This window comes from Schaalia sp. ORNL0103 (assembly GCF_019429565.1).
Taxonomy (GTDB): domain Bacteria; phylum Actinomycetota; class Actinomycetes; order Actinomycetales; family Actinomycetaceae; genus Pauljensenia.
Genome location: NZ_JAHXSA010000001.1, coordinates 668,270 through 685,327, shown reverse-complemented (window position 1 = coordinate 685,327; position 17,058 = coordinate 668,270). Strand labels below are relative to the sequence as shown.

Annotated in this window: 20 protein-coding genes; 1 reads left to right on the top strand and 19 read right to left on the bottom strand. The window is 64.2% G+C overall.

Translation table 11 applies throughout. The features are described 5' to 3' along the window. Position 1 precedes the first annotated feature (1 nt). The 9 genes from dxr to rpsB all read right to left on the bottom strand — a co-directional run bounded on the left by dxr (position 2) and on the right by rpsB (position 7,527). Complete coding sequence (gene dxr / locus JJJ16_RS03055; protein ID WP_219751331.1) at positions 2-1,273, bottom strand: 1-deoxy-D-xylulose-5-phosphate reductoisomerase; 1,272 nt, start codon at positions 1,271-1,273, stop codon at positions 2-4. Then, on the bottom strand, positions 1,273-1,821 hold the full coding sequence (locus JJJ16_RS03050; protein ID WP_048671066.1) for a DivIVA domain-containing protein: 549 nt from the start codon (positions 1,819-1,821) through the stop codon (positions 1,273-1,275). The genes dxr and JJJ16_RS03050 overlap by 1 nt, the downstream gene beginning before the upstream one ends. Further along, entirely contained in the window at positions 1,818-2,222 is a 405-nt protein-coding gene (locus JJJ16_RS03045; RefSeq protein WP_318836517.1) for a DivIVA domain-containing protein, read from the bottom strand. The genes JJJ16_RS03050 and JJJ16_RS03045 overlap by 4 nt, the downstream gene beginning before the upstream one ends. After that, on the bottom strand, positions 2,219-3,439 hold the full coding sequence (rlmN, locus tag JJJ16_RS03040; protein WP_219751962.1) for a 23S rRNA (adenine(2503)-C(2))-methyltransferase RlmN: 1,221 nt from the start codon (positions 3,437-3,439) through the stop codon (positions 2,219-2,221). Before rlmN ends, JJJ16_RS03045 begins: the two co-directional genes overlap by 4 nt. Positions 3,440-3,495: 56 nt before the next feature. Further along, complete coding sequence (locus tag JJJ16_RS03035) at positions 3,496-4,407, bottom strand: phosphatidate cytidylyltransferase (protein WP_034466431.1); 912 nt, start codon at positions 4,405-4,407, stop codon at positions 3,496-3,498. Then, positions 4,407-4,964, bottom strand: a complete 558-nt coding sequence (frr, locus tag JJJ16_RS03030; RefSeq protein ID WP_003795334.1) for a ribosome recycling factor — start codon at positions 4,962-4,964, stop codon at positions 4,407-4,409. Before frr ends, JJJ16_RS03035 begins: the two co-directional genes overlap by 1 nt. 38 nt (positions 4,965-5,002) lie before the next feature. Then, a complete protein-coding gene (pyrH, locus tag JJJ16_RS03025) occupies positions 5,003-5,713 on the bottom strand; it encodes a UMP kinase (protein ID WP_219751330.1) in 711 nt (236 codons plus the stop codon). 130 nt (positions 5,714-5,843) lie between these two features. Continuing rightward, a complete protein-coding gene (gene tsf / locus JJJ16_RS03020; RefSeq protein ID WP_219751329.1) occupies positions 5,844-6,671 on the bottom strand; it encodes a translation elongation factor Ts in 828 nt (275 codons plus the stop codon). A 25-nt stretch (positions 6,672-6,696) separates the two neighbouring features. Further along, positions 6,697-7,527, bottom strand: coding sequence for a 30S ribosomal protein S2 (gene rpsB / locus JJJ16_RS03015; RefSeq protein WP_034466423.1), 831 nt, complete (start codon positions 7,525-7,527; stop codon positions 6,697-6,699). Between the two features lie 552 nt (positions 7,528-8,079). Between rpsB and JJJ16_RS10170 the strand changes: the two genes are divergently transcribed. Next, complete coding sequence (locus JJJ16_RS10170) at positions 8,080-8,466, top strand: M23 family metallopeptidase (protein WP_315300632.1); 387 nt, start codon at positions 8,080-8,082, stop codon at positions 8,464-8,466. Positions 8,467-8,532: 66 nt separating this feature from the next. Here JJJ16_RS10170 and JJJ16_RS03005 read toward each other — a convergent pair whose 3' ends face one another. The 10 genes from JJJ16_RS03005 to rimM form a co-directional block, all read right to left on the bottom strand. Further along, complete coding sequence (locus tag JJJ16_RS03005) at positions 8,533-9,444, bottom strand: tyrosine recombinase XerC (RefSeq protein ID WP_219751327.1); 912 nt, start codon at positions 9,442-9,444, stop codon at positions 8,533-8,535. Positions 9,445-9,453: 9 nt separating this feature from the next. Continuing rightward, positions 9,454-10,614, bottom strand: coding sequence for a DNA-processing protein DprA (gene dprA, locus JJJ16_RS03000; RefSeq protein ID WP_219751326.1), 1,161 nt, complete (start codon positions 10,612-10,614; stop codon positions 9,454-9,456). Beyond that, complete coding sequence (locus tag JJJ16_RS02995; RefSeq protein ID WP_219751325.1) at positions 10,607-12,121, bottom strand: YifB family Mg chelatase-like AAA ATPase; 1,515 nt, start codon at positions 12,119-12,121, stop codon at positions 10,607-10,609. The genes dprA and JJJ16_RS02995 overlap by 8 nt, the downstream gene beginning before the upstream one ends. Before the next feature lie 29 nt (positions 12,122-12,150). Then, positions 12,151-12,591, bottom strand: coding sequence for a YraN family protein (locus tag JJJ16_RS02990; protein WP_219751961.1), 441 nt, complete (start codon positions 12,589-12,591; stop codon positions 12,151-12,153). A 127-nt stretch (positions 12,592-12,718) separates the two neighbouring features. After that, the gene (locus JJJ16_RS02985; protein WP_003795316.1) at positions 12,719-13,018 is read right to left on the bottom strand and encodes a DUF2469 domain-containing protein; all 300 of its coding nucleotides are present in this window, start codon (positions 13,016-13,018) and stop codon (positions 12,719-12,721) included. Between the two features lie 54 nt (positions 13,019-13,072). Beyond that, positions 13,073-13,744 (bottom strand): ribonuclease HII, encoded by a 672-nt coding sequence (locus JJJ16_RS02980; protein WP_219751324.1) that lies wholly within the window; start codon positions 13,742-13,744, stop codon positions 13,073-13,075. Continuing rightward, positions 13,741-14,487, bottom strand: coding sequence for a signal peptidase I (lepB, locus tag JJJ16_RS02975; RefSeq protein WP_219751323.1), 747 nt, complete (start codon positions 14,485-14,487; stop codon positions 13,741-13,743). The genes JJJ16_RS02980 and lepB overlap by 4 nt, the downstream gene beginning before the upstream one ends. A 110-nt stretch (positions 14,488-14,597) precedes the next feature. Then, positions 14,598-14,954 (bottom strand): 50S ribosomal protein L19, encoded by a 357-nt coding sequence (gene rplS, locus JJJ16_RS02970; RefSeq protein WP_003792825.1) that lies wholly within the window; start codon positions 14,952-14,954, stop codon positions 14,598-14,600. Positions 14,955-15,126: 172 nt separating this feature from the next. Next, a complete protein-coding gene (gene trmD / locus JJJ16_RS02965; protein WP_219751322.1) occupies positions 15,127-16,479 on the bottom strand; it encodes a tRNA (guanosine(37)-N1)-methyltransferase TrmD in 1,353 nt (450 codons plus the stop codon). Positions 16,480-16,483: 4 nt separating this feature from the next. Then, positions 16,484-16,996: a ribosome maturation factor RimM gene (gene rimM, locus JJJ16_RS02960; protein WP_219751321.1), complete on the bottom strand. Its 513-nt coding sequence runs from the start codon at positions 16,994-16,996 to the stop codon at positions 16,484-16,486. Positions 16,997-17,058 lie beyond the last annotated feature (62 nt).

Genomic DNA, 17,058 nt, shown 5'->3' with positions numbered 1-17,058 from the left:
CTCACATATCCTTCCACTGGCCTGCGCGAACGAGTTCGCGCGCACGCTGATCAGCCCAGCGCTGTGCGGCCACAATGTCTTCCAACGAGGGGTCAGCGACACCCTCGTGCTCATGCACGACGCTCGAGACCGTGTCCACGATCGCAAGCCACGGCACCTCCCCCGCAATAAACGCATCAACCAGCACCTCGTTCGCGGCGTTGAGCACCGCGGGATGCGTCGCAGAGGCCGCGACCGCGAAGCGCGCGAGGTTGATCGCGGGGAACGTCTCGTTATCCACCGGCTCAAACGTCCATTCAGACGCGGACGCCCACGTCAGGGGCTTCTCGACGTCCGCGAGTCGCTCGGGCCAGGTCAGTCCGAGCGCGATCGGCAGACGCATGTCCGGAGGCGACGCCTGGAGCGTCGTCGCGCCGTCACACCACGTCACCATCGAGTGCACGATGGACTGCGGGTGAACGGTCGCGATGATGTGCTCGGGGGCAACATCGAACAGCAAGTGGGCCTCGATGAGTTCCAACCCCTTATTGATCAGGGTCGACGAGTTAATCGTGACGACGGGCCCCATCTGCCACGTCGGATGGGCCAACGCCTGTTCGGCGCGCACGCCGCGCAGCTCGTCTCGTCTGCGACCGCGGAACGGACCTCCCGAAGCCGTGAGAACGAGGTCCGCGACCTCGGAGCGACCGGAGACAACCGGAGAAGTCAGGCCGCGTTCATGCACGCCCGAGGCCAACGCCTGGGCGATCGCAGAGTGCTCGGAATCCACCGGAACGATCTGGCCGGGAAAACGCATCGCATTCTTTACCAGCGCACCGCCGACGACCAGCGATTCCTTATTCGCCAGCGCAAGGCGGGCACCGCACTTGAGAGCCGCAAGCGTCGACGACAGGCCCACGCCGCCCGTGATGCCGTTGAGCACCACCGGCGTTGCTCGCGGGTACAGCTGCGCCGCACGTTCAACGGACGCGCATACGACCTCGACGGACGCGTTCTCGCCGACGAAAACCTCCGGGCACGTGCCACCCATCTGCTCCACGGCAGCCGACAATTCCTCGCGAACGTCGCGAGCCACGCCCACGTACGCGGGATTCAACGCGACGATCTGGACGGCAAGCTCGGTGATCGACGCGCCGCCGGCGCTGAGGCCAAGGACGTCGAAACGCCCGCGGTTCGCCTCAATGACCTCACGCGCCTGGGTACCGATCGATCCCGTCGAGCCAAGCAGGACGACGGGGATAGTGGACGTGTGTTCTTCCACCGACACGGGCATCAGTCAACCGCAAGCAGAATTTCGACGGCGCGCCCAAGGTAGGCGTCCACGGGGCCCTCCATGTACGCCTTCTTGCCGCGCTTGGGGCGGAAGGTCGACAGACGAATCTCGTCAGCGGTCAGCTCCCCGGCCTCGTCGAAGTACGCTGCAATACGATCCAGCAGATCGTCAACTTCCTCGCAGGAGTAACCACGTCCCGACGTCGGGTGCGCGAAGCGCTCGCCGCGAGGGCGCTGCAGACGCGGGTACAGGGTCGTCGCACGATCGGCGACGCGGTCATACCACGCTGCCTCACCCTCAGCTGCGACGGAATCCGCGCGATCACGGTTCACGAAAGCCGCCTCCAGGCGGTTCATCGCGCCGTCCACGGCGTCAATGTTGTAGCCGCGATTCTTCAGCTCAAAAGTGGCCAGGCGCACCTGCTCTGAACTGAACTGCTCCGGGGGAACACCACCCTCGTAGGCACGGCGAGCGTCTTCAAAGAACGCATCGACCTGTGCGCAGTCGTAGCCCTTCGAGAAGAGACCAACCCTAGGAAACTCAGTCATGACTGCTCCTTTTCCTGTGTCATGGAACGAAGAATCTGTTCGACGGCCTCAGGCGTGCCGAAATCAGCATACTCAGAGGAAGCGGTAGTCGGCTCCGCACCTGGGAGCGTCGCAGCGTCGACGTGACTGCCCGCACTATTCTCATGCTGCGCCGCTCGTCTGCGCTCGGCATGACGCAGCATCTCAATGAGACGGTCGATCTCCGCGTCGACCTCCTCGTCATTGAAGCCGCGCAGCTTCGCAGAAAACTCCACATCCAGAGCCTTCTGAGCGGTCACGACCTTTTCGGGGTCCGTCTCCTGGCCCGTCAGCGTGCGCTCGACGTCCCCGAGAAAGGTCAGGACCTCGCTCACGTCGTATCCCATGCGCAAGAAACTGCGAGAAAAATCTGTCCTGATCACGCGTGCTCCTCCCCAACCGGGCGCTTACCGTCAGCAACCGCCGTCGCCAGCTGCCCGCACGCGCCGTCAATGTCCGAGCCGCGCGTATCGCGGATCGACGTCGCAATTCCGTTGTCCTGCAGGCGCTTGACGAACGCCTCCTGAGCAGCCCGCGTCGATGCCGTCCAGATGGACCCAGGCGTCGGATTCAGGGGAATGGGGTTGACGTGCACCCAACCATGGCCACGCTTGTTCAGCTCATCGGCCAGCAGCTGCGCGCGCCATTCCTGATCGTTCATGTCCTTAATGAGCGCGTACTCGATCGACACGCGCCGCCCCGTCGCCAGGAAATACCCGCGCGCCGCATCAAGGAGCTCACCGACCTTCCACCGCGAGTTGATGGGAATCAGCTCGTCGCGAAGATCGTCGTCCGGCGCATGGAGCGAGACCGCGAGCGTTACCGGCATACCCTCCCCCGCCAGCTTCTTGATCGCAGGGACCAGGCCTACCGTCGACACGGTGATATTTCGGGCGCTCATACCGAATCCCTCGGGCGCCGGATCAATCAAACGGTGAAGCGCGGCGACAACCGTCTTGTAGTTAGCGAGGGGCTCGCCCATGCCCATGAAGACAACATTCGACAGCTTCGTCGGCCCACCCGCGAGCTTGCCGTCTCGGCACGAGGCCTGGGCCTCGCGAACCTGATCGACAATCTCCGCGGTCGACAGGTTACGCGTCAGGCCCATCTGTCCCGTCGCGCAGAATGGACACGCCATGCCGCAGCCCGCCTGCGACGAGACGCACAGCGTCGTTCGCTGGGGGTAGCGCATGAGAACAGACTCGACCTGCGCGCCGTCGTACAGGCGCCACAAATCCTTGATCGTGCGCCCGCCGTCAGCCTCCAGTGACACAACCTTCGTCACAAGATTCGGCAGCAGGGCATCCGAGACAGCGTCGCGCATCCCGGCCGGGATATCGCTCATGTTCGCGGGATCGGCCTCAAAATGCGTGAAGTAATGGCGCGACAGCTGATCGGCGCGAAAAGCGGGCAACCCCAGGTCCTTCAGCACCTGCTTACGGGACGCGGCATCCAGATCAGCGAGATGCGACGGAGCCTTTCCACGCCGCTTCGCGGTGAACGACAGGACCGGCTTGGCGTCCTTATGCGTCGCGCCCTCCGGCGGCTGATCGGTCGGACGAACCTCACGGCGCGGGCTGCGACGCTGAAGATCCGACACGCCCAGGGCGTTCGGCGTATGTGCCTGCGCCCCGCGGGGCCCCTTCGTCGATTGGCTCAATGGCTAGACTCCCAAGAAATACCCGGCAGCGCCCACGCGAAAATGAAGTAGGCGACCGGCGCGCTCATGAGCAGCGCGTCCACTCGGTCGAGAACACCACCGTGGCCCGGCAGGATCTGCGACATGTCTTTCAAGCCGGCCTCACGCTTAATGAGAGACTCGGTCAGGTCGCCCATCGTACCCACAAAGGCGATAGAGATACCCGCAACGACACCCCACCACCAGGAAGCTCCCAGCAACCACAGACCGACCACACCGACAGCGATGGCCGTCAGGGCAGAACCTGCGAAGCCCTCCCAGGATTTCTTCGGAGACAGAGCGGGAGCCATCGGGTGCTTACCGAACATGACACCGGCAGCCCAGCCACCGGTGTCGTTAGCGATGACCATGAGCTCAAAGACGACGAACACCCAGGCGTTGTGCCACGCCGCCATCATGAGCACCACGAACGAGGCCAGGAACGGCACGTAGACGGCCGCAAACGTTGACGACACGACGTCGCTCATCCGGGACTCTTGACGACGGTCCAGGAGTCTCCACGCCGCGCAGACGAACACGGTGATGTACAGGGCGAAGAGCATACCCTCTGTGCCCAGCCACCACGCGCAGGTCACCATGCCGATAGCACCGACATACAGAGGCGTCACCGTCAGTGTGATGCCCATGCGCGCGAAGGCGCCCGCGAGTTCCCAGATTCCAACCAGGCACACGAAGGCAATGACGCCCACAAACGCAGGGAGCGACGTGAACAGAGGAATGGCAACAGCAGCGATCAGGACAACTGCGGTCGTGATCGCCTGCGGAAGATTACGCCCAGCCTTCCCCGTTGCCCCACCCGCGGGATGATTGTCACGAGTGGGGCCCGGGGAGAAGACTCGGGCAAGAAGTGAACGATCCGTCGACGCCATCAGATCGTCAGCAGTTCACTTTCCTTCGTCGCGAGCATCTTGTCGATCTGCTCGGTGTGGGCCTTCGTGAGGCCATCAAGCTGCTTTTCGGCGCGCTCGACGTCATCCTCAGAGGCCTCGCCGTCCTTCTTCAGGCGGTCAAGCTGATCCTTCGCCTTACGACGCACGCCGCGCACGGACACGCGACCGTCCTCAGCCTTGCTCTTGGCCTGCTTCACGTACTCCTTACGGCGTTCCTCCGTCAGGGCGGGCAGAACGACGCGCACGACATTGCCATCGTCGGTCGGATTCACACCGAGGTCCGACTCACGCAGAGTACGGATGATCTCCTGGGTCGCGGTGCGATCGAAAGGAGAGATCAGGACGGTACGGGCCTCGGGAATCTGGAAGCTAGCAAGCTGCTGCATCGGCGTCGGCGCACCGTAGTAGTCCACCAGAAGCTGCTCGAACATCGAAGACGTCGCGCGTCCAGTGCGGATGTTCGAAAACTCGTGGCTGGCCGCTTCCACGGCCTTGTCCATCTTTTCCTCGGCCTCGAGGAGAATATCGTCGATCACTATGAGCTCCTTTAAGTCAGTGGTCTGTGAAGGTTATATCACGCCGTCACTAGGGTACCGATTTCATCGCCCATCAGCGCGCGGGTCACGGCTCCGTCGCCACCCATGCCAAAGATGCGCGTCGTCAGTCCGTTGTCGCGGCACAGGGCGAGCGCCGAACCGTCAATCACCTTGAGATCGCGACGCAGAGCCTCAGAATAGGTCAGCGTGTCGAAGCGGTGAGCATCGGGATTCTTGTTCGGATCATCGTCATAAACACCGTCCACGCCGTTCTTGGCGACGAGCAGCTCATCGCAATGAATCTCCAAAGCACGCTGTGCGGACACCGTATCGGTCGAGAAGTACGGCAGGCCCGCGCCAGCGCCGAAGACAACGACACGTCCCTTCTCCAGGTGACGAATCGCTCGAAGCGGCAGGTAGGGTTCGGCAACCTGAGCCATCGTAATGGCCGTCTGCACACGGGCAGGGACACCGGACTGGTCGATAAAGTCCTGGAGTGCGAGCGCGTTCATAACGGTGCCGAGCATGCCCATGTAGTCCGCACGTGAGCGCTCAAGCCCCTCGCGGGCGAGCTGGGCGCCACGGAAGAAGTTGCCTCCACCAACGACGATCGCCACCTGGATGCCCTCACGAACAGCAGACGCGACCTGCTCCGCGATGTTACGGACAACCTTGGGGTCCAAACCGATCGATCCACCCCCGAATGCCTCTCCGGACAGCTTGAGCAAAACGCGGCGGTTCGTCGACATGACGCTTCTCCTTTGTAACGGCCCGGGAAGGGCGGAACGGTTAAGAACCATACTACCTGGTAAAAGGGAAGCGGCCCCGCCGTTCGGCGGGACCGCTTCCCTTTGTCAGCAAGCTGACGAGGTGGCCAGATCAGGCACCGACGTGCACGCGCACGAAGTTGGTGACCGTGGCGCCGGCCTCCTTGAGGACCTGGCCGACGGACTTCGAGGGGTCACGGGCGTAGGCCTGGTCAACGAGGCAGTTGTCCTTGTAGAACGCGTTCAGACGGCCCTCAACGATCTTGGGAACGATGTTGGCGGGCTTGCCCTCCTCGAGGGTGATCTTCTCGAGGGTGGCGCGCTCCTTCTCGAGCACGTCGGCGGGAACCGAGTCGCGATCGAGGTAAGCGGGCATGTAGGCGGCGACGTGCATCGCGATGTCGTGGGCAACGGCCTTGCCGGCGGCATCGGTGACGACGAAGACGCCAACCTGCGGGGGCAGGTCCGGGCTGGTCTGGTGCAGGTAGAGGTCGACGTTCTCGCCCTCAACGCGCACGATGCGGCCAACCTGCAGCTTCTCGCCGATGATCGCGGCGAAAGCGTCCAGGCGGTCCTTGACGGTGCCCTCGCCCATGGGGGCGGCGAGCAGCGCGTCCAGGTCGGCGGCGCCAGAAGCGACGGCGGCGGCCAGGACCTCGTTGGAGAAGTCGATGAACTTCTGGTTCTTCGCGACGAAGTCCGTCTCGGAGTTGACCTCGACCAGCACGCCGACGGTGCCGTCGGTCTGCGCGGCCAGCAGGCCGGCGGAGGCCTGGCGGCCCTCGCGCTTGGACAGGGACTTCAGGCCCTTCAGGCGGATGATCTCGAGAGCCTTCTCGGCGTCGCCGTCGGCCTCGGTCAGAGCCTTCTTGACATCCATCATGCCGGCGCCGGTCTGCTCACGCAGCGCCTTCACATCTGCAGCGGTGAAATTCGCCATCGGATGATTCCTCTCAGTAAAAAGTTCAGTCCTGCTTGGTGGTCGACTCTTCGGCGACCTCAGCGGCGGCAGCTTCGTCAGCCTTGACCTCGCCCTCGAGGAGCTCACGCTCCCACTCAGCCAGCGGCTCAGCGGCGGCTTCTTCGCCCTTGCCCTTGCGGACGTCGGAGCGAGCGATCAGGCCCTCGGCGACGGCGTCGGCGATCACGCGGGTCAGCAGCGCGACGGCGCGGATGGCGTCATCGTTGCCGGGAATGCGGTAGTCGACCTCGTCCGGATCGGCGTTGGTGTCGAGGATGGCGACGATCGGGATGCGCAGCTTGCGAGCCTCGGAGACCGCGAGGTGCTCCTTCTTGGGGTCGACGATCCACACGGCCGAGGGAACCTTGGTCATGTCGCGGATGCCGCCCAGGGTGCGCGAGAGCTTGTCCTTCTCGCGGCGCATCATGAGCAGTTCCTTCTTGGTGTGACCGGAGGAGGCCACGTCGTCGAAGTCGATCTGCTCGAGTTCCTTCAGGCGCTGCAGACGGGTGGCAACGGTCGAGAAGTTGGTGAGCATGCCGCCGAGCCAACGGTGGTTCACGTAGGGCATGCCGACGCGCTGGGCCTGCTCGGCCACGGCTTCCTGGGCCTGCTTCTTGGTGCCCACGAAGAGCAGGGTGCCACCGTGGGCGACGGTCTGCTTCACGAAGTCGAAGGCAATGTCGATGTCAGCAATGGTCTGCTGCAGGTCGATGATGTAGATGCCGTTGCGCTCGGTGAGGATGAAGCGCTTCATCTTCGGGTTCCAACGGCGAGTCTGGTGGCCGAAGTGGACACCGGACTCGAGGAGCTGACGCATGGTAACGATTGCCATGGATCGTCCTTTCCCCGCAAGTCGCGAGTGATCAGTGGGGTTTCCCCCGGGGTTATCGGTTTGCTGTGCGCGTTGCGCACCCTGGTGCCATGACCGGCGACCATCCCCGAAAGGACCGAAGCCGCCGCGCCTCGCTCCCCTGGCGGTTTCCCGTGGGTCGCGATAATGGCACGCGAAGTCACCTGCACAGGGCAAGTGCCCGGCTATCTTACCTCACAAGTGCACAAATGTTCGAAACCAGGGGGATGAGACGTTGCCTACTGGATTCATCGTCGACGAGGCCCGGGCAGTTCGCCACAGACACGCCGTTTTCGCTCGTTATCCACAGGGTCCTTTCGCGTCGCAGCAGTATCCACAACCGGCGCCGGGCGACTAGACCTGTGCGGCGCATCGCCTCACGCTGATGTCATGACCTCAGTAATCCCGAACCGTGGCCGATTCAGCGCCGCTTCACTAACCGTCACTTTCGTCGTAACACTGCTCATCATCGCGGTACCGCCAGGCGCAGCAGCCCCGCACCGCGAGCGGTGGCAGTGGCCGACAGGTGGGCCCGTGGCCGTCGTCGAAGGGTTCTCTCCGCCCGCCCACGACTGGCTTCCCGGGCGTCGCGGGGTGACGTTGCAGTATCCCGCTCCCTCCCCGGTGTACGCGTGCGCATCGGGCACTGTGACCGTTGCCGGTCCCATCGCGGGCCGCGGCGTCATTTCGATTCGGCACGAGGTCGGCGGCCGCGTCGTCTGGTCGACGTATCTGCCCGTGACGCCATCCGTCGCGGTCGGCGATCACGTTCAGAAAGGAGACTTGATAGGCGTTGTCGAAGGGGACTCACCCACACTGCACTGGGGCGCAAAGACCGGCAGGCGCACGTACATCGATCCAATACGTATGACGCTCGGGCGCCCGCGTCTTCTCCCCTGGGACGACGTGTTGGCTCGATAGCCTCATGCGAATTGCCGAACGAGGTCTGCGATCACCAGTGAAACAGCGTCTCCCAGCCCTCGGGTCCTAGGCGCGGGGGTGCGCCCGCTGATAGATCGCGCTCAGACGAGCGGTATCCACGTGGGTGTAGCGCTGAGTGGTCGATAGCGACGAGTGACCGAGCATCTCCTGGACCGCACGCAGGTCGGCTCCACCCTGCAGCAGGTGCGTCGCCGTGGAATGGCGCAGCCCGTGTGGCGCAATGTCGTGCACGCCCGCACGAGCCGCCATCTTGTGCACCATCGAACGCACAACGCGCGGATCGATGCGACCACCCTTATCGCCGAGGAAGAGAGCGTCCCCGCTGCGTTCCCCGGCCAACTGGGGACGGCCTCGTACCAGCCAATGGTCGAGGGCGTCGGCAGCAGGAGGACCGTAGGGAACCACCCTCTCTTTGTTGCCTTTACCGACGACGCGCACGGTGAGGGCCTCACGGTTCAAGGACGAGATATCGAGGCCGCACACCTCGGAGACGCGAAGCCCGCAGGCATACGTGAGCTCGAGGATCGCCCAATTGCGAATCTGGGAGGCCCCTCCCGCCGCAGCTTCATCCCGAGCGGCGTTGAGAAGCAGCCTCGCATCGGATTCGTCGAGTGGAGACGGTAGCCTTTGGTCGGCACGCGGAGATGAGAGGAGCGCAGCGGGGTCGCTCGCCAGGATTCCTTCACGCATTGCCCAGGAGGTGAAGTTGCGAATCGCGGCGGTGTGGCGCGCGATCGTCGAGCGCGCTCCCCCATCCGCGAGGGTGCGAGCTAGCCAGGAACGAACTGCGCGGTGTGTGAGTGCCTCTCGCAACTGCTCAGGGGTCACGTCCGCGTCGAGCGAGAGGAACTCCATGAGCGAGTGAAGATCCCCGAGGTACGCGGAAACTGTGTGGGAGCTCATCCGCCGCCCAAGGCGCAGGTACTCTTCCCAGCGCTCCCCCACGTTGCCTGCCATATCGATATCCTACGGTCTGCCTCCCCCTATTCGCGTCCAGCCACGCGTCGATCCGGCCACTAGGCCCGCAACCGAGAGCTCCATGAGCGCGTAGTTCACTTCTTCGCGCGACAGGGCCGCGGCGACACAGATCGCTTCGACCGACGCGGGAGCGCTCCTGGGAAGCGCCTCCCACACCCGACGCAGAGTTGGCTCTAGGGCATCAACCCCGTGATCGTCGTCGACGGGCATACCGAACAGAGGCTGGGCGGCGTCAACGCTCACCGGGCGCACGAGTTCGAGGGCGTCGCGCCCATCGCGGATGATCGTCGCTCCGTTGCGCGCAAGCTCGAGGCACCCCACCGACATCGGCGCGTCGACCGCGCCGGGGACTGCGCCTAGCTCACGCCCGTATTCCATGGCACGACGCGCCGTCGCAAGGGCACCGGAGCGCGCTCCCGCCTCGACGACCACGGTTGCCCCACTCCATGCAGCAATCAGGCGATTACGGGTCAGGAAACGCCACTTCGCCGGCCTGGCGGTTGGTGCAACCTCGGAGATGAGGGCACCACCGCCGTCGATGACAGCACGAAAGTCGCCACCGTGGCATGCGGGGTACGGATTGCACACGCCACCAGCGAGGATGCAGATCGTGCGCCCACGCGCGGACAGCGCACCCCGGTGAGCTTCGATGTCAATGCCAATCGCTCCCCCAGACACCACCGTCACGCCTGCGGAAGCGACGAATGCTGCCATGTTGCGTGCGCACCTGTTTCCCGCGCCGGTGGACGCGCGAGCTCCCACGATAGACAGATGATGATCCGCCTGCGGAGCCTCGGGCAGGTCGCCGAGGAACCACAGCCCCATCGGCTCATCCTCCCCCAGGCACGCAAGGTGGTCTGGCCAGCGTGGATCGCCGGGTGTCATGAATCCGCCGCCCGCACGAGCGACACGTGTCAGCTCACTGTCGATGTCGACCGAGAGGGCGCGCTGCCTCCACCGATTCCACTGCGTGTGCCAGTCAATCCTCGAGTGACGGGCAAGAGCCAACGGCGGTGCCGACCAGGCCCCGATCAGCCACGCGCGCGCATCTCGATCCCCTAAGGCCTGACGAAGGATGCGTGCGCACGGATCGGCCGGCTCAGCGACGGCAGACCACCAGGCAGCCTCCCACAGTTCTGTGTCATTCATAGTGATCCGCTCCGTTCCGCAGCTGCTGCGCTGCAACAATGTGGTCAAAGGTCGGCCGTGGCGCGGCCTCGAGATCGGCGAGCGTCCATGCCAGGCGTAGCATCCGGTCGATTCCGCGCATAGACGAGTGACCGGAATCGACGAGCCGATCAAGTTGATGAATAAGAGAGGCATCGATGCCTGAGTGGTGTCGCAGCCACGCTCCCGGAAGCTGCGCGTTCATGGTCCACGGCGTCCCCTTAAGGCGCGATCGAGCCCTCGAGCGCGCCTCGATAACACGCTCACGTATCGACGCGGAATCGCGTGTCTGTGTCGACGCCAGATCCGCCCGGCTGGGAGTATGCACGTCGATGCGGATGTCCATCCGATCCAGCAACGGCCCGGACAAACGCGCGAGATACCTGCGTCGATTCATCGAGGAACAGGTGCATCGACGCCCTCCGTATCCGCCTCCGCACGGGCAGGGATTTGACGCCATCACCAGTTGGAATGCGGCGGGATAACGCGCCTGAACGCCGGAGCGGTGCACATGGATGACACCCGATTCAAGGGGTTCGCGCAGCGAGTCAAGGACGGAGGGAGCAAACTCGGCGGCCTCGTCCAGGAAGAGGATCCCTCCATGCGCCAGCGACGCTGCCCCGGGGACGAGCGTGCGCGTGCCGCCACCAATCAGTGCTGGCATGGTCACCGAGTGGTGTGGGGCTTGGAATGGAGGCCGCGTCATCAGCGATATCGAGGGGGGCAACAGGCCCGCCACCGAATGCAACGAGGTGGTGACGAGAGCGGTGTCGGCGTCGAGATCTGGAAGTATCGTCGGGAGTCGGGAGGCGAGCATCGTCTTGCCGGATCCGGGCTCTCCCAGAAGAAACACGTGGTGCCCACCGGCAGCGGCAACTTCCAGAGCCGCAATTGCTTCCGGCTGACCACGCACGTCGGCCATGTCTGCGAGGGTCGTATCACCGTCACGTTCCCCCTCGCGGCGCACACCCATCCTCCCGTGGAACGGAGCCTTCACAGCCTCTCCCCCGGCCCACGCGATCAGGTCAGCCAGATGTGCGAAGTCCAAGACCTCAATGCCGCTGACCAGACGCGCTTCCTGGGCGCATGCCGACGGTACTATCACACGGCGAACGCCCCGCGAACGCGCCGCGAGGACAGCCGGCAGCACTCCGCGCACCGGCTGAATACTTCCATCCAACGCAAGCTCACCAACGAGGACCGCGTCCTCAAAAGCCACCGGCGAGACAAGGCCCGTGGCCAGAGCAATGGACGCCGCGATCGAGAGGTCAAAAGCCGACCCCGACTTCGGAATGCCCGCGGGGGACAGATTCACGGTGATGCGTTGGTCCAAGACGTCCAGGCCGCACGACTCGAACGCAGCGCGCACGCGATCGCGTGCCTCGCGCACGGAGGTGTCGAGCAGGCCGACGAGCGTGAACGCCACGAGGCCCGACCCCGCGTATGTCTCCACGTCGACAAGGTGCCCCTCGATGCCGACGATGCTCATGGAATACGTGCGCGCAAGCCCCGGCCCTCTCATTGCACACCCCGCAACCACATGACCTGTGCCCCCAGAGCGCGAAGATCCACGGCCTCGTCCATGGGAGCCGGCCAGGATTCCAGAGTCCGCGCGTCCACGGTGATGGCAACGACGTCGATACGCACACGCGAAGCAAGGTGACCCTGGGCCCTGCACCACGCACCCGTCAGTGCTCGAAGCCGTGCCACCTTGCGATGGTCGACCGACGCAAGCGCACTCCCCTTCCTGCGCCCAACCCTGGTGCGCACCTCTACGATCACGGTCCACGAACGCGACGGATCGGTCTCGTCACGCGCGATGATATCGAGTTCGCCCCGGCGACCATCACGCCAGTTGGTGTCAAGAAGGCGTAGACCTGCCTCTTCGAGCGCCAGTCGAGCGGTATATTCGCCCGCAGCGCCAATGGCCCGACGATCGGGCCGTATTGAGCATCCCATCACGGATCACCTCCGCACCCACAGTGCGCCCGAGACGCTCAGTGACACAATGCGAAAACCGCCCCCTGTGGATAGGGAGCGGTTCGCGAAAAGGCCTGTGGATAACCGATGACCGGGCGATCACAGATTACGGGATGTCGAGCTCCGGCTTGGAGAGCTCCTCGACGTTGACGTCCTTGTAGGTGATGACGCGCACCGAGCGCACGAAGCGCGACGAGCGGTAGATGTCCCAGACCCACGCGTCACTGAGCGTCAGCTCGAAAAAGACGTCGCCGCCGACCGGGCGTGCCTGCACATCAACGTGGTTGCACAGATAGAAACGCCTCTCGGTTTCCACGACGTACTTGAACAACCCGATGACGTCGCGGTACTCCTTGAAGAGTTCCAGCTCCAGATTGTTTTCGTAACCTTCGATTTCTTCGCTCACGCAACCATCATGCCGGGCCGCGCGCCCAGCCGAGCCACGCCACCCCGGCGCGCCCTACTTTGTGGCCTGCGTCGGCATCTTCCACGAGCGACGATGCTGATCCGACACGCCGAGCTCGACGATCGCGCGAGTGTGGGCGGCCGACCCGTAGCCCTTGTTCGATGCCCATCCGTAGCCCGGATCCTCAAGTTCCTGCATGAGGTGGTCGCGTTCAACCTTCGCGAGGACGGACGCCGCGGCAACGACCGCGCAGGACGCGTCGGCCTTCACCTGCATCTGGACGGGCAGTTCGATGCCGAAAGGATCCTCAGGCCCGTCGATGGCACCGAACAGATCGTCGGGTGCGGAGAGCCAATTGTGGGAGCCGTCCAGCAGAACACCACCGGGAACGAGGCCGTGGCTGGCTACCTCGGCGAGAGCGCGCCGGCCCGCGAGGCGAAGCGCGGCGATGATGCCCCAGTCATCGATCTCCTGCGGGGAGGCGTACCCAACTGCACAGGCCAGCGCCCATTCACGCACGGGATCGACGAGGGCCTCGCGCCGACGAGCGGTCAACGCTTTCGAGTCGGTGAGGCCTTCAGGAACTGGTGGGGCATCGATGCCAATGAGCGCCACACCCACGGCGACAGGACCGGCCAGAGCCCCGCGCCCCACCTCATCCATCCCCGCAACGATCCCCCACCGACGCGCGAGAGAGACCTCAAGGTCACGCGAGGCGGTCGTCATGAGGCGTCCGGAACAGACGCGAATACCTCGTGGTGCGCGATGTCCGTGGTCCAACGCGACGTTGGCCAGATGACCGCCTGAACGGTTCCGACGACCGAGGAAACGGGCACATAGGGCGACTGTCCCGAGCCCATGTGGTAGCGAGAATCAGCCGAGTTCGAACGGTTGTCACCCATCACCCACAGGTGGCCCTCGGGAACGACAACATCAAAAGTGCGCTCGCCACACGGCACCTGCCCATCGGGCACGTAGGTCTCGTCAAGCTCAACTCCGTTGACGCTCACCTTGCCGTTCGCACTGGTGCATGACACACGATCCCCACCGACGCCGATGACGCGCTTCACGAGCGTCTGCTCACTGCCTCCCGGAACGAAACCGGTGAACTCCCCCAGACTGCGCAGTACTGAGGGAGAAGTCGCCTGCGACGAGCCCAGCCAGCCAAGCGTGTCATCGAAGACAACGACATCCCCGCGGTGCACGTTCGAACGAAGCGCGTCGATACGCGAGACGGCAATGCGGTCATCCTCCACCAGCGTATTGTGCATCGACGGTGAGGGAATCCAGAACACCTGGACGATGAAGGCACGCAGCAGCGACGAAATCACGAGGGCAACGACGATGATCATGAGGATCTCGCGCAGCCACACGAGCGGGTTGCGACGAGCGCGAGCCTCCGCGCGATCACGATCCCGTAGAGAAGGCGAATGCAGCGGTCCGAGCGCCGGTCCTGCTGTCGGGGTCATGCAATCTCCTTGTCGTTGCGTCAACCATCCCAGGATACGGCGAGGCCCGACACCGGCGCGCGGTGTCGGGCCTTTCCGTGAAAAATGCCAAGGCGTATGCCTGGCAAGCCTCAGGCGGACTTGCCGGAACGGTGTTCCTTGATCTTCGCGGCCTTACCGTGACGCTCACGCAGGTAGTAGAGCTTAGCGCGACGCACGTCGCCCTTGGTGACGACCTCGATGTGGTCGATCGTGGGGGCGTGAACCGGGAAGGTACGCTCGACGCCCACACCGAAGGAAACCTTGCGGATGGTGAACGTGGAGGACACACCGTGACCGCGACGAGCGATCACGACACCCTGGAAGACCTGGATACGAGAGCGGTTACCTTCGATGACCTTGACGTGCACCTTGAGGGTGTCGCCAGCTCGGAACGAGGGGATGTCATCGCGCAGCGAAGCCGCATCAACGGCGTCCAGCTTCTGCATTTCTTCTCCTTGACGCAACTGCCGCAGGTCGGAAGCGCCTGGTTGGGCGGGTCGAACCCGCTCATTTGACGTGTGATCGTGCGCCTCGGTGTCCCCCTGCGGCAGGATGAACCGCGCACAATCCCGCTTATTATCCCACAGCAGGACGCACCAGGGCTAGTCCGCGGACGCGTTATGCGGTGAGATCACGCACCATGACGACGTCATAGTTACGCACACCGCCCACATCGAAGGTTCTGCTCGATCGCTTGCGGAATCCGTGGCGCTTGTAGAAGGCCTGCGCCTCCTTATTCCCTCGATTGGTGCCAAGCACAACAGCGGCATGCCCCAAGTCTCGCGCATCGGCGACGGCACGCTCGATGAGCGCGTCCGCAACACCGCTGCCACGCCACGCCTCGTCAACATAGCACTTGGACAGGTAGGCACTACCTTCCTCCACACGTCCGGGACGTACGAGATCGCTCGGCAGCGCATCGGGTCCGACGTGGGTGAGCACGTAACCGACGAGGCCACCCCAGACCTCGGCGACGAACAGGCGGTGATGCTCGGGATCGGAAATAAGAGCGTCAAACACGTCGGCGCTCAACTGCGTGGCGATGTGCTCCGCAATCGCTTTCTCGGGCAGGTTCTCCGGGCAAGCATCCGGGAACGTGCGCGCCGCAAGCTCGCTGACTGCGACGACGTCCTCAAGCTCAGCCTGTCGCACGTCGAGCCGTTCCGCCGCGCCAGCTCGCGGATATGCAACACCGCAGCGGGCTAGCATCGCGCGGTCCTCGCGCGTCAGCGACGAAGCATCCAGCGACAACGCGAGATCGGGGCGCACGCGAGCGGTCTTCTCAATCGCCCGATCTCGGCGCCAACGCTCAATCGCCGCGTGATTACCGCCGAGAAGCACCTCGGGGATCTCAAGGGAGCGGAACTCCCTGGGCTTGGTGAACACGGGGTATTCGAGGAGTCCCGCACCCGAGTGAGACTCTTCAACGAGGGAGTCCGGGTTTCCCATAAATCCTTCGAGAAGACGCGCAACAGCCTCAGTAAGAACCATCGCTGCGACCTCGCCGCCGTTCAGGACGTAGTCACCGATCGAAAACTCGACGACCTCGACGCCGGCTTCACGGTAGTGCTCGGCGACACGCGCGTCGATCCCCTCGTAGCGCCCACAGGCGACGATGATCTGATCGGCGCGCGCGAGATCCTCAACCCGCGCCTGGGTCAGCGGCGTTCCCGACGGCGTCGGGATCGCGAGGACGCGACGCGGCGAGGCCTGAGTCCCATCGCCGTCACGCTCCGCTAGCGGCACGGCGAGGACCTCGTCGAGGGCGCGCGCCCATACATCCGCACGCATTACCATTCCCGCGCCACCGCCGTAGGGGGTGTCATCAACGCTGCGATGCTTGCCGGTCGCCCACTCGCGCAGGTCGTGCGCCTGGAGCTGCACGAGGCCGGCGTCCTCTGCCTTCCCCATCAGCGAGAGGCGGAGAGGCGCAAAATAGTCAGGGAAAATCGAAATAAGGTCGAAACGCACGGTGTCAGTCGCCCTCGCGCTCCGACACGGCATCGTCGTCAAACAGGCCGGGCGGCGCATCGATGACGACAAATCCACCCTCGACATCGACCGTCGGGACGAGGGCCGTCACGAAAGGAACCATGACAGTGCCGCGATCCGTGGCAACGAGAAGCAAATCCTGAGCCGCGCCCGGGGTCAGTCCGCTGACGGTACCGAGGATATCGCCGGACGGAGTACGCGCCTGGAGACCCTTGAGTTCATGCGGATACCAGGCGTCCTCCTCGGGGTGAGCATCGACGAGCAGGCGGGCACCGCGCAGAGCCTCCGCATCCTCGCGAGTCACGCATTCCTCAAACGATGCAAGCACGCGATCCTTGTGCACGCGAACGGTGCGCACAGTGAGGCTACGCTGATCTCCCGCAATGTCCAAGCGCGAACCGGGTGCCATGACCTCGGGATCGTCGCTGCGCACGTCCACGATGACCTCGCCTCGCAAGCCGTGGGCAGGGCCGACGATAGCGGCTGTGAGCTGCATGTATTCTCCTGACGATAAACGGGGACTCCCCCGAAGGATACAACGAAGGGGCCCGGCAGTGC

Bases quoted from the DNA above. Each gene is read 5' to 3' on its own strand.
- JJJ16_RS02990 (WP_219751961.1), bottom strand. From the start codon at position 12,591: ATGGGATGCTCAATACGGCCCGATCGTCGGGCCATTGGCGCTGCGGGC.
- JJJ16_RS03050 (WP_048671066.1), bottom strand. From the start codon at position 1,821: ATGACTGAGTTTCCTAGGGTTGGTCTCTTCTCGAAGGGCTACGACTGC.
- rimM (WP_219751321.1), bottom strand. From the start codon at position 16,996: ATGCAGCTCACAGCCGCTATCGTCGGCCCTGCCCACGGCTTGCGAGGC.
- JJJ16_RS03035 (WP_034466431.1), bottom strand. From the start codon at position 4,407: ATGGCGTCGACGGATCGTTCACTTCTTGCCCGAGTCTTCTCCCCGGGC.
- dxr (WP_219751331.1), bottom strand. From the start codon at position 1,273: ATGCCCGTGTCGGTGGAAGAACACACGTCCACTATCCCCGTCGTCCTG.
- tsf (WP_219751329.1), bottom strand. From the start codon at position 6,671: ATGGCGAATTTCACCGCTGCAGATGTGAAGGCGCTGCGTGAGCAGACC.
- JJJ16_RS03005 (WP_219751327.1), bottom strand. From the start codon at position 9,444: ATGGCAGGCAACGTGGGGGAGCGCTGGGAAGAGTACCTGCGCCTTGGG.
- lepB (WP_219751323.1), bottom strand. From the start codon at position 14,487: ATGACCCCGACAGCAGGACCGGCGCTCGGACCGCTGCATTCGCCTTCT.
- rplS (WP_003792825.1), bottom strand. From the start codon at position 14,954: ATGCAGAAGCTGGACGCCGTTGATGCGGCTTCGCTGCGCGATGACATC.
- JJJ16_RS02980 (WP_219751324.1), bottom strand. From the start codon at position 13,744: ATGACGACCGCCTCGCGTGACCTTGAGGTCTCTCTCGCGCGTCGGTGG.
- pyrH (WP_219751330.1), bottom strand. From the start codon at position 5,713: ATGTCGACGAACCGCCGCGTTTTGCTCAAGCTGTCCGGAGAGGCATTC.
- rpsB (WP_034466423.1), bottom strand. From the start codon at position 7,527: ATGGCAATCGTTACCATGCGTCAGCTCCTCGAGTCCGGTGTCCACTTC.
- dprA (WP_219751326.1), bottom strand. From the start codon at position 10,614: ATGAATGACACAGAACTGTGGGAGGCTGCCTGGTGGTCTGCCGTCGCT.
- JJJ16_RS02995 (WP_219751325.1), bottom strand. From the start codon at position 12,121: ATGAGCATCGTCGGCATCGAGGGGCACCTTGTCGACGTGGAGACATAC.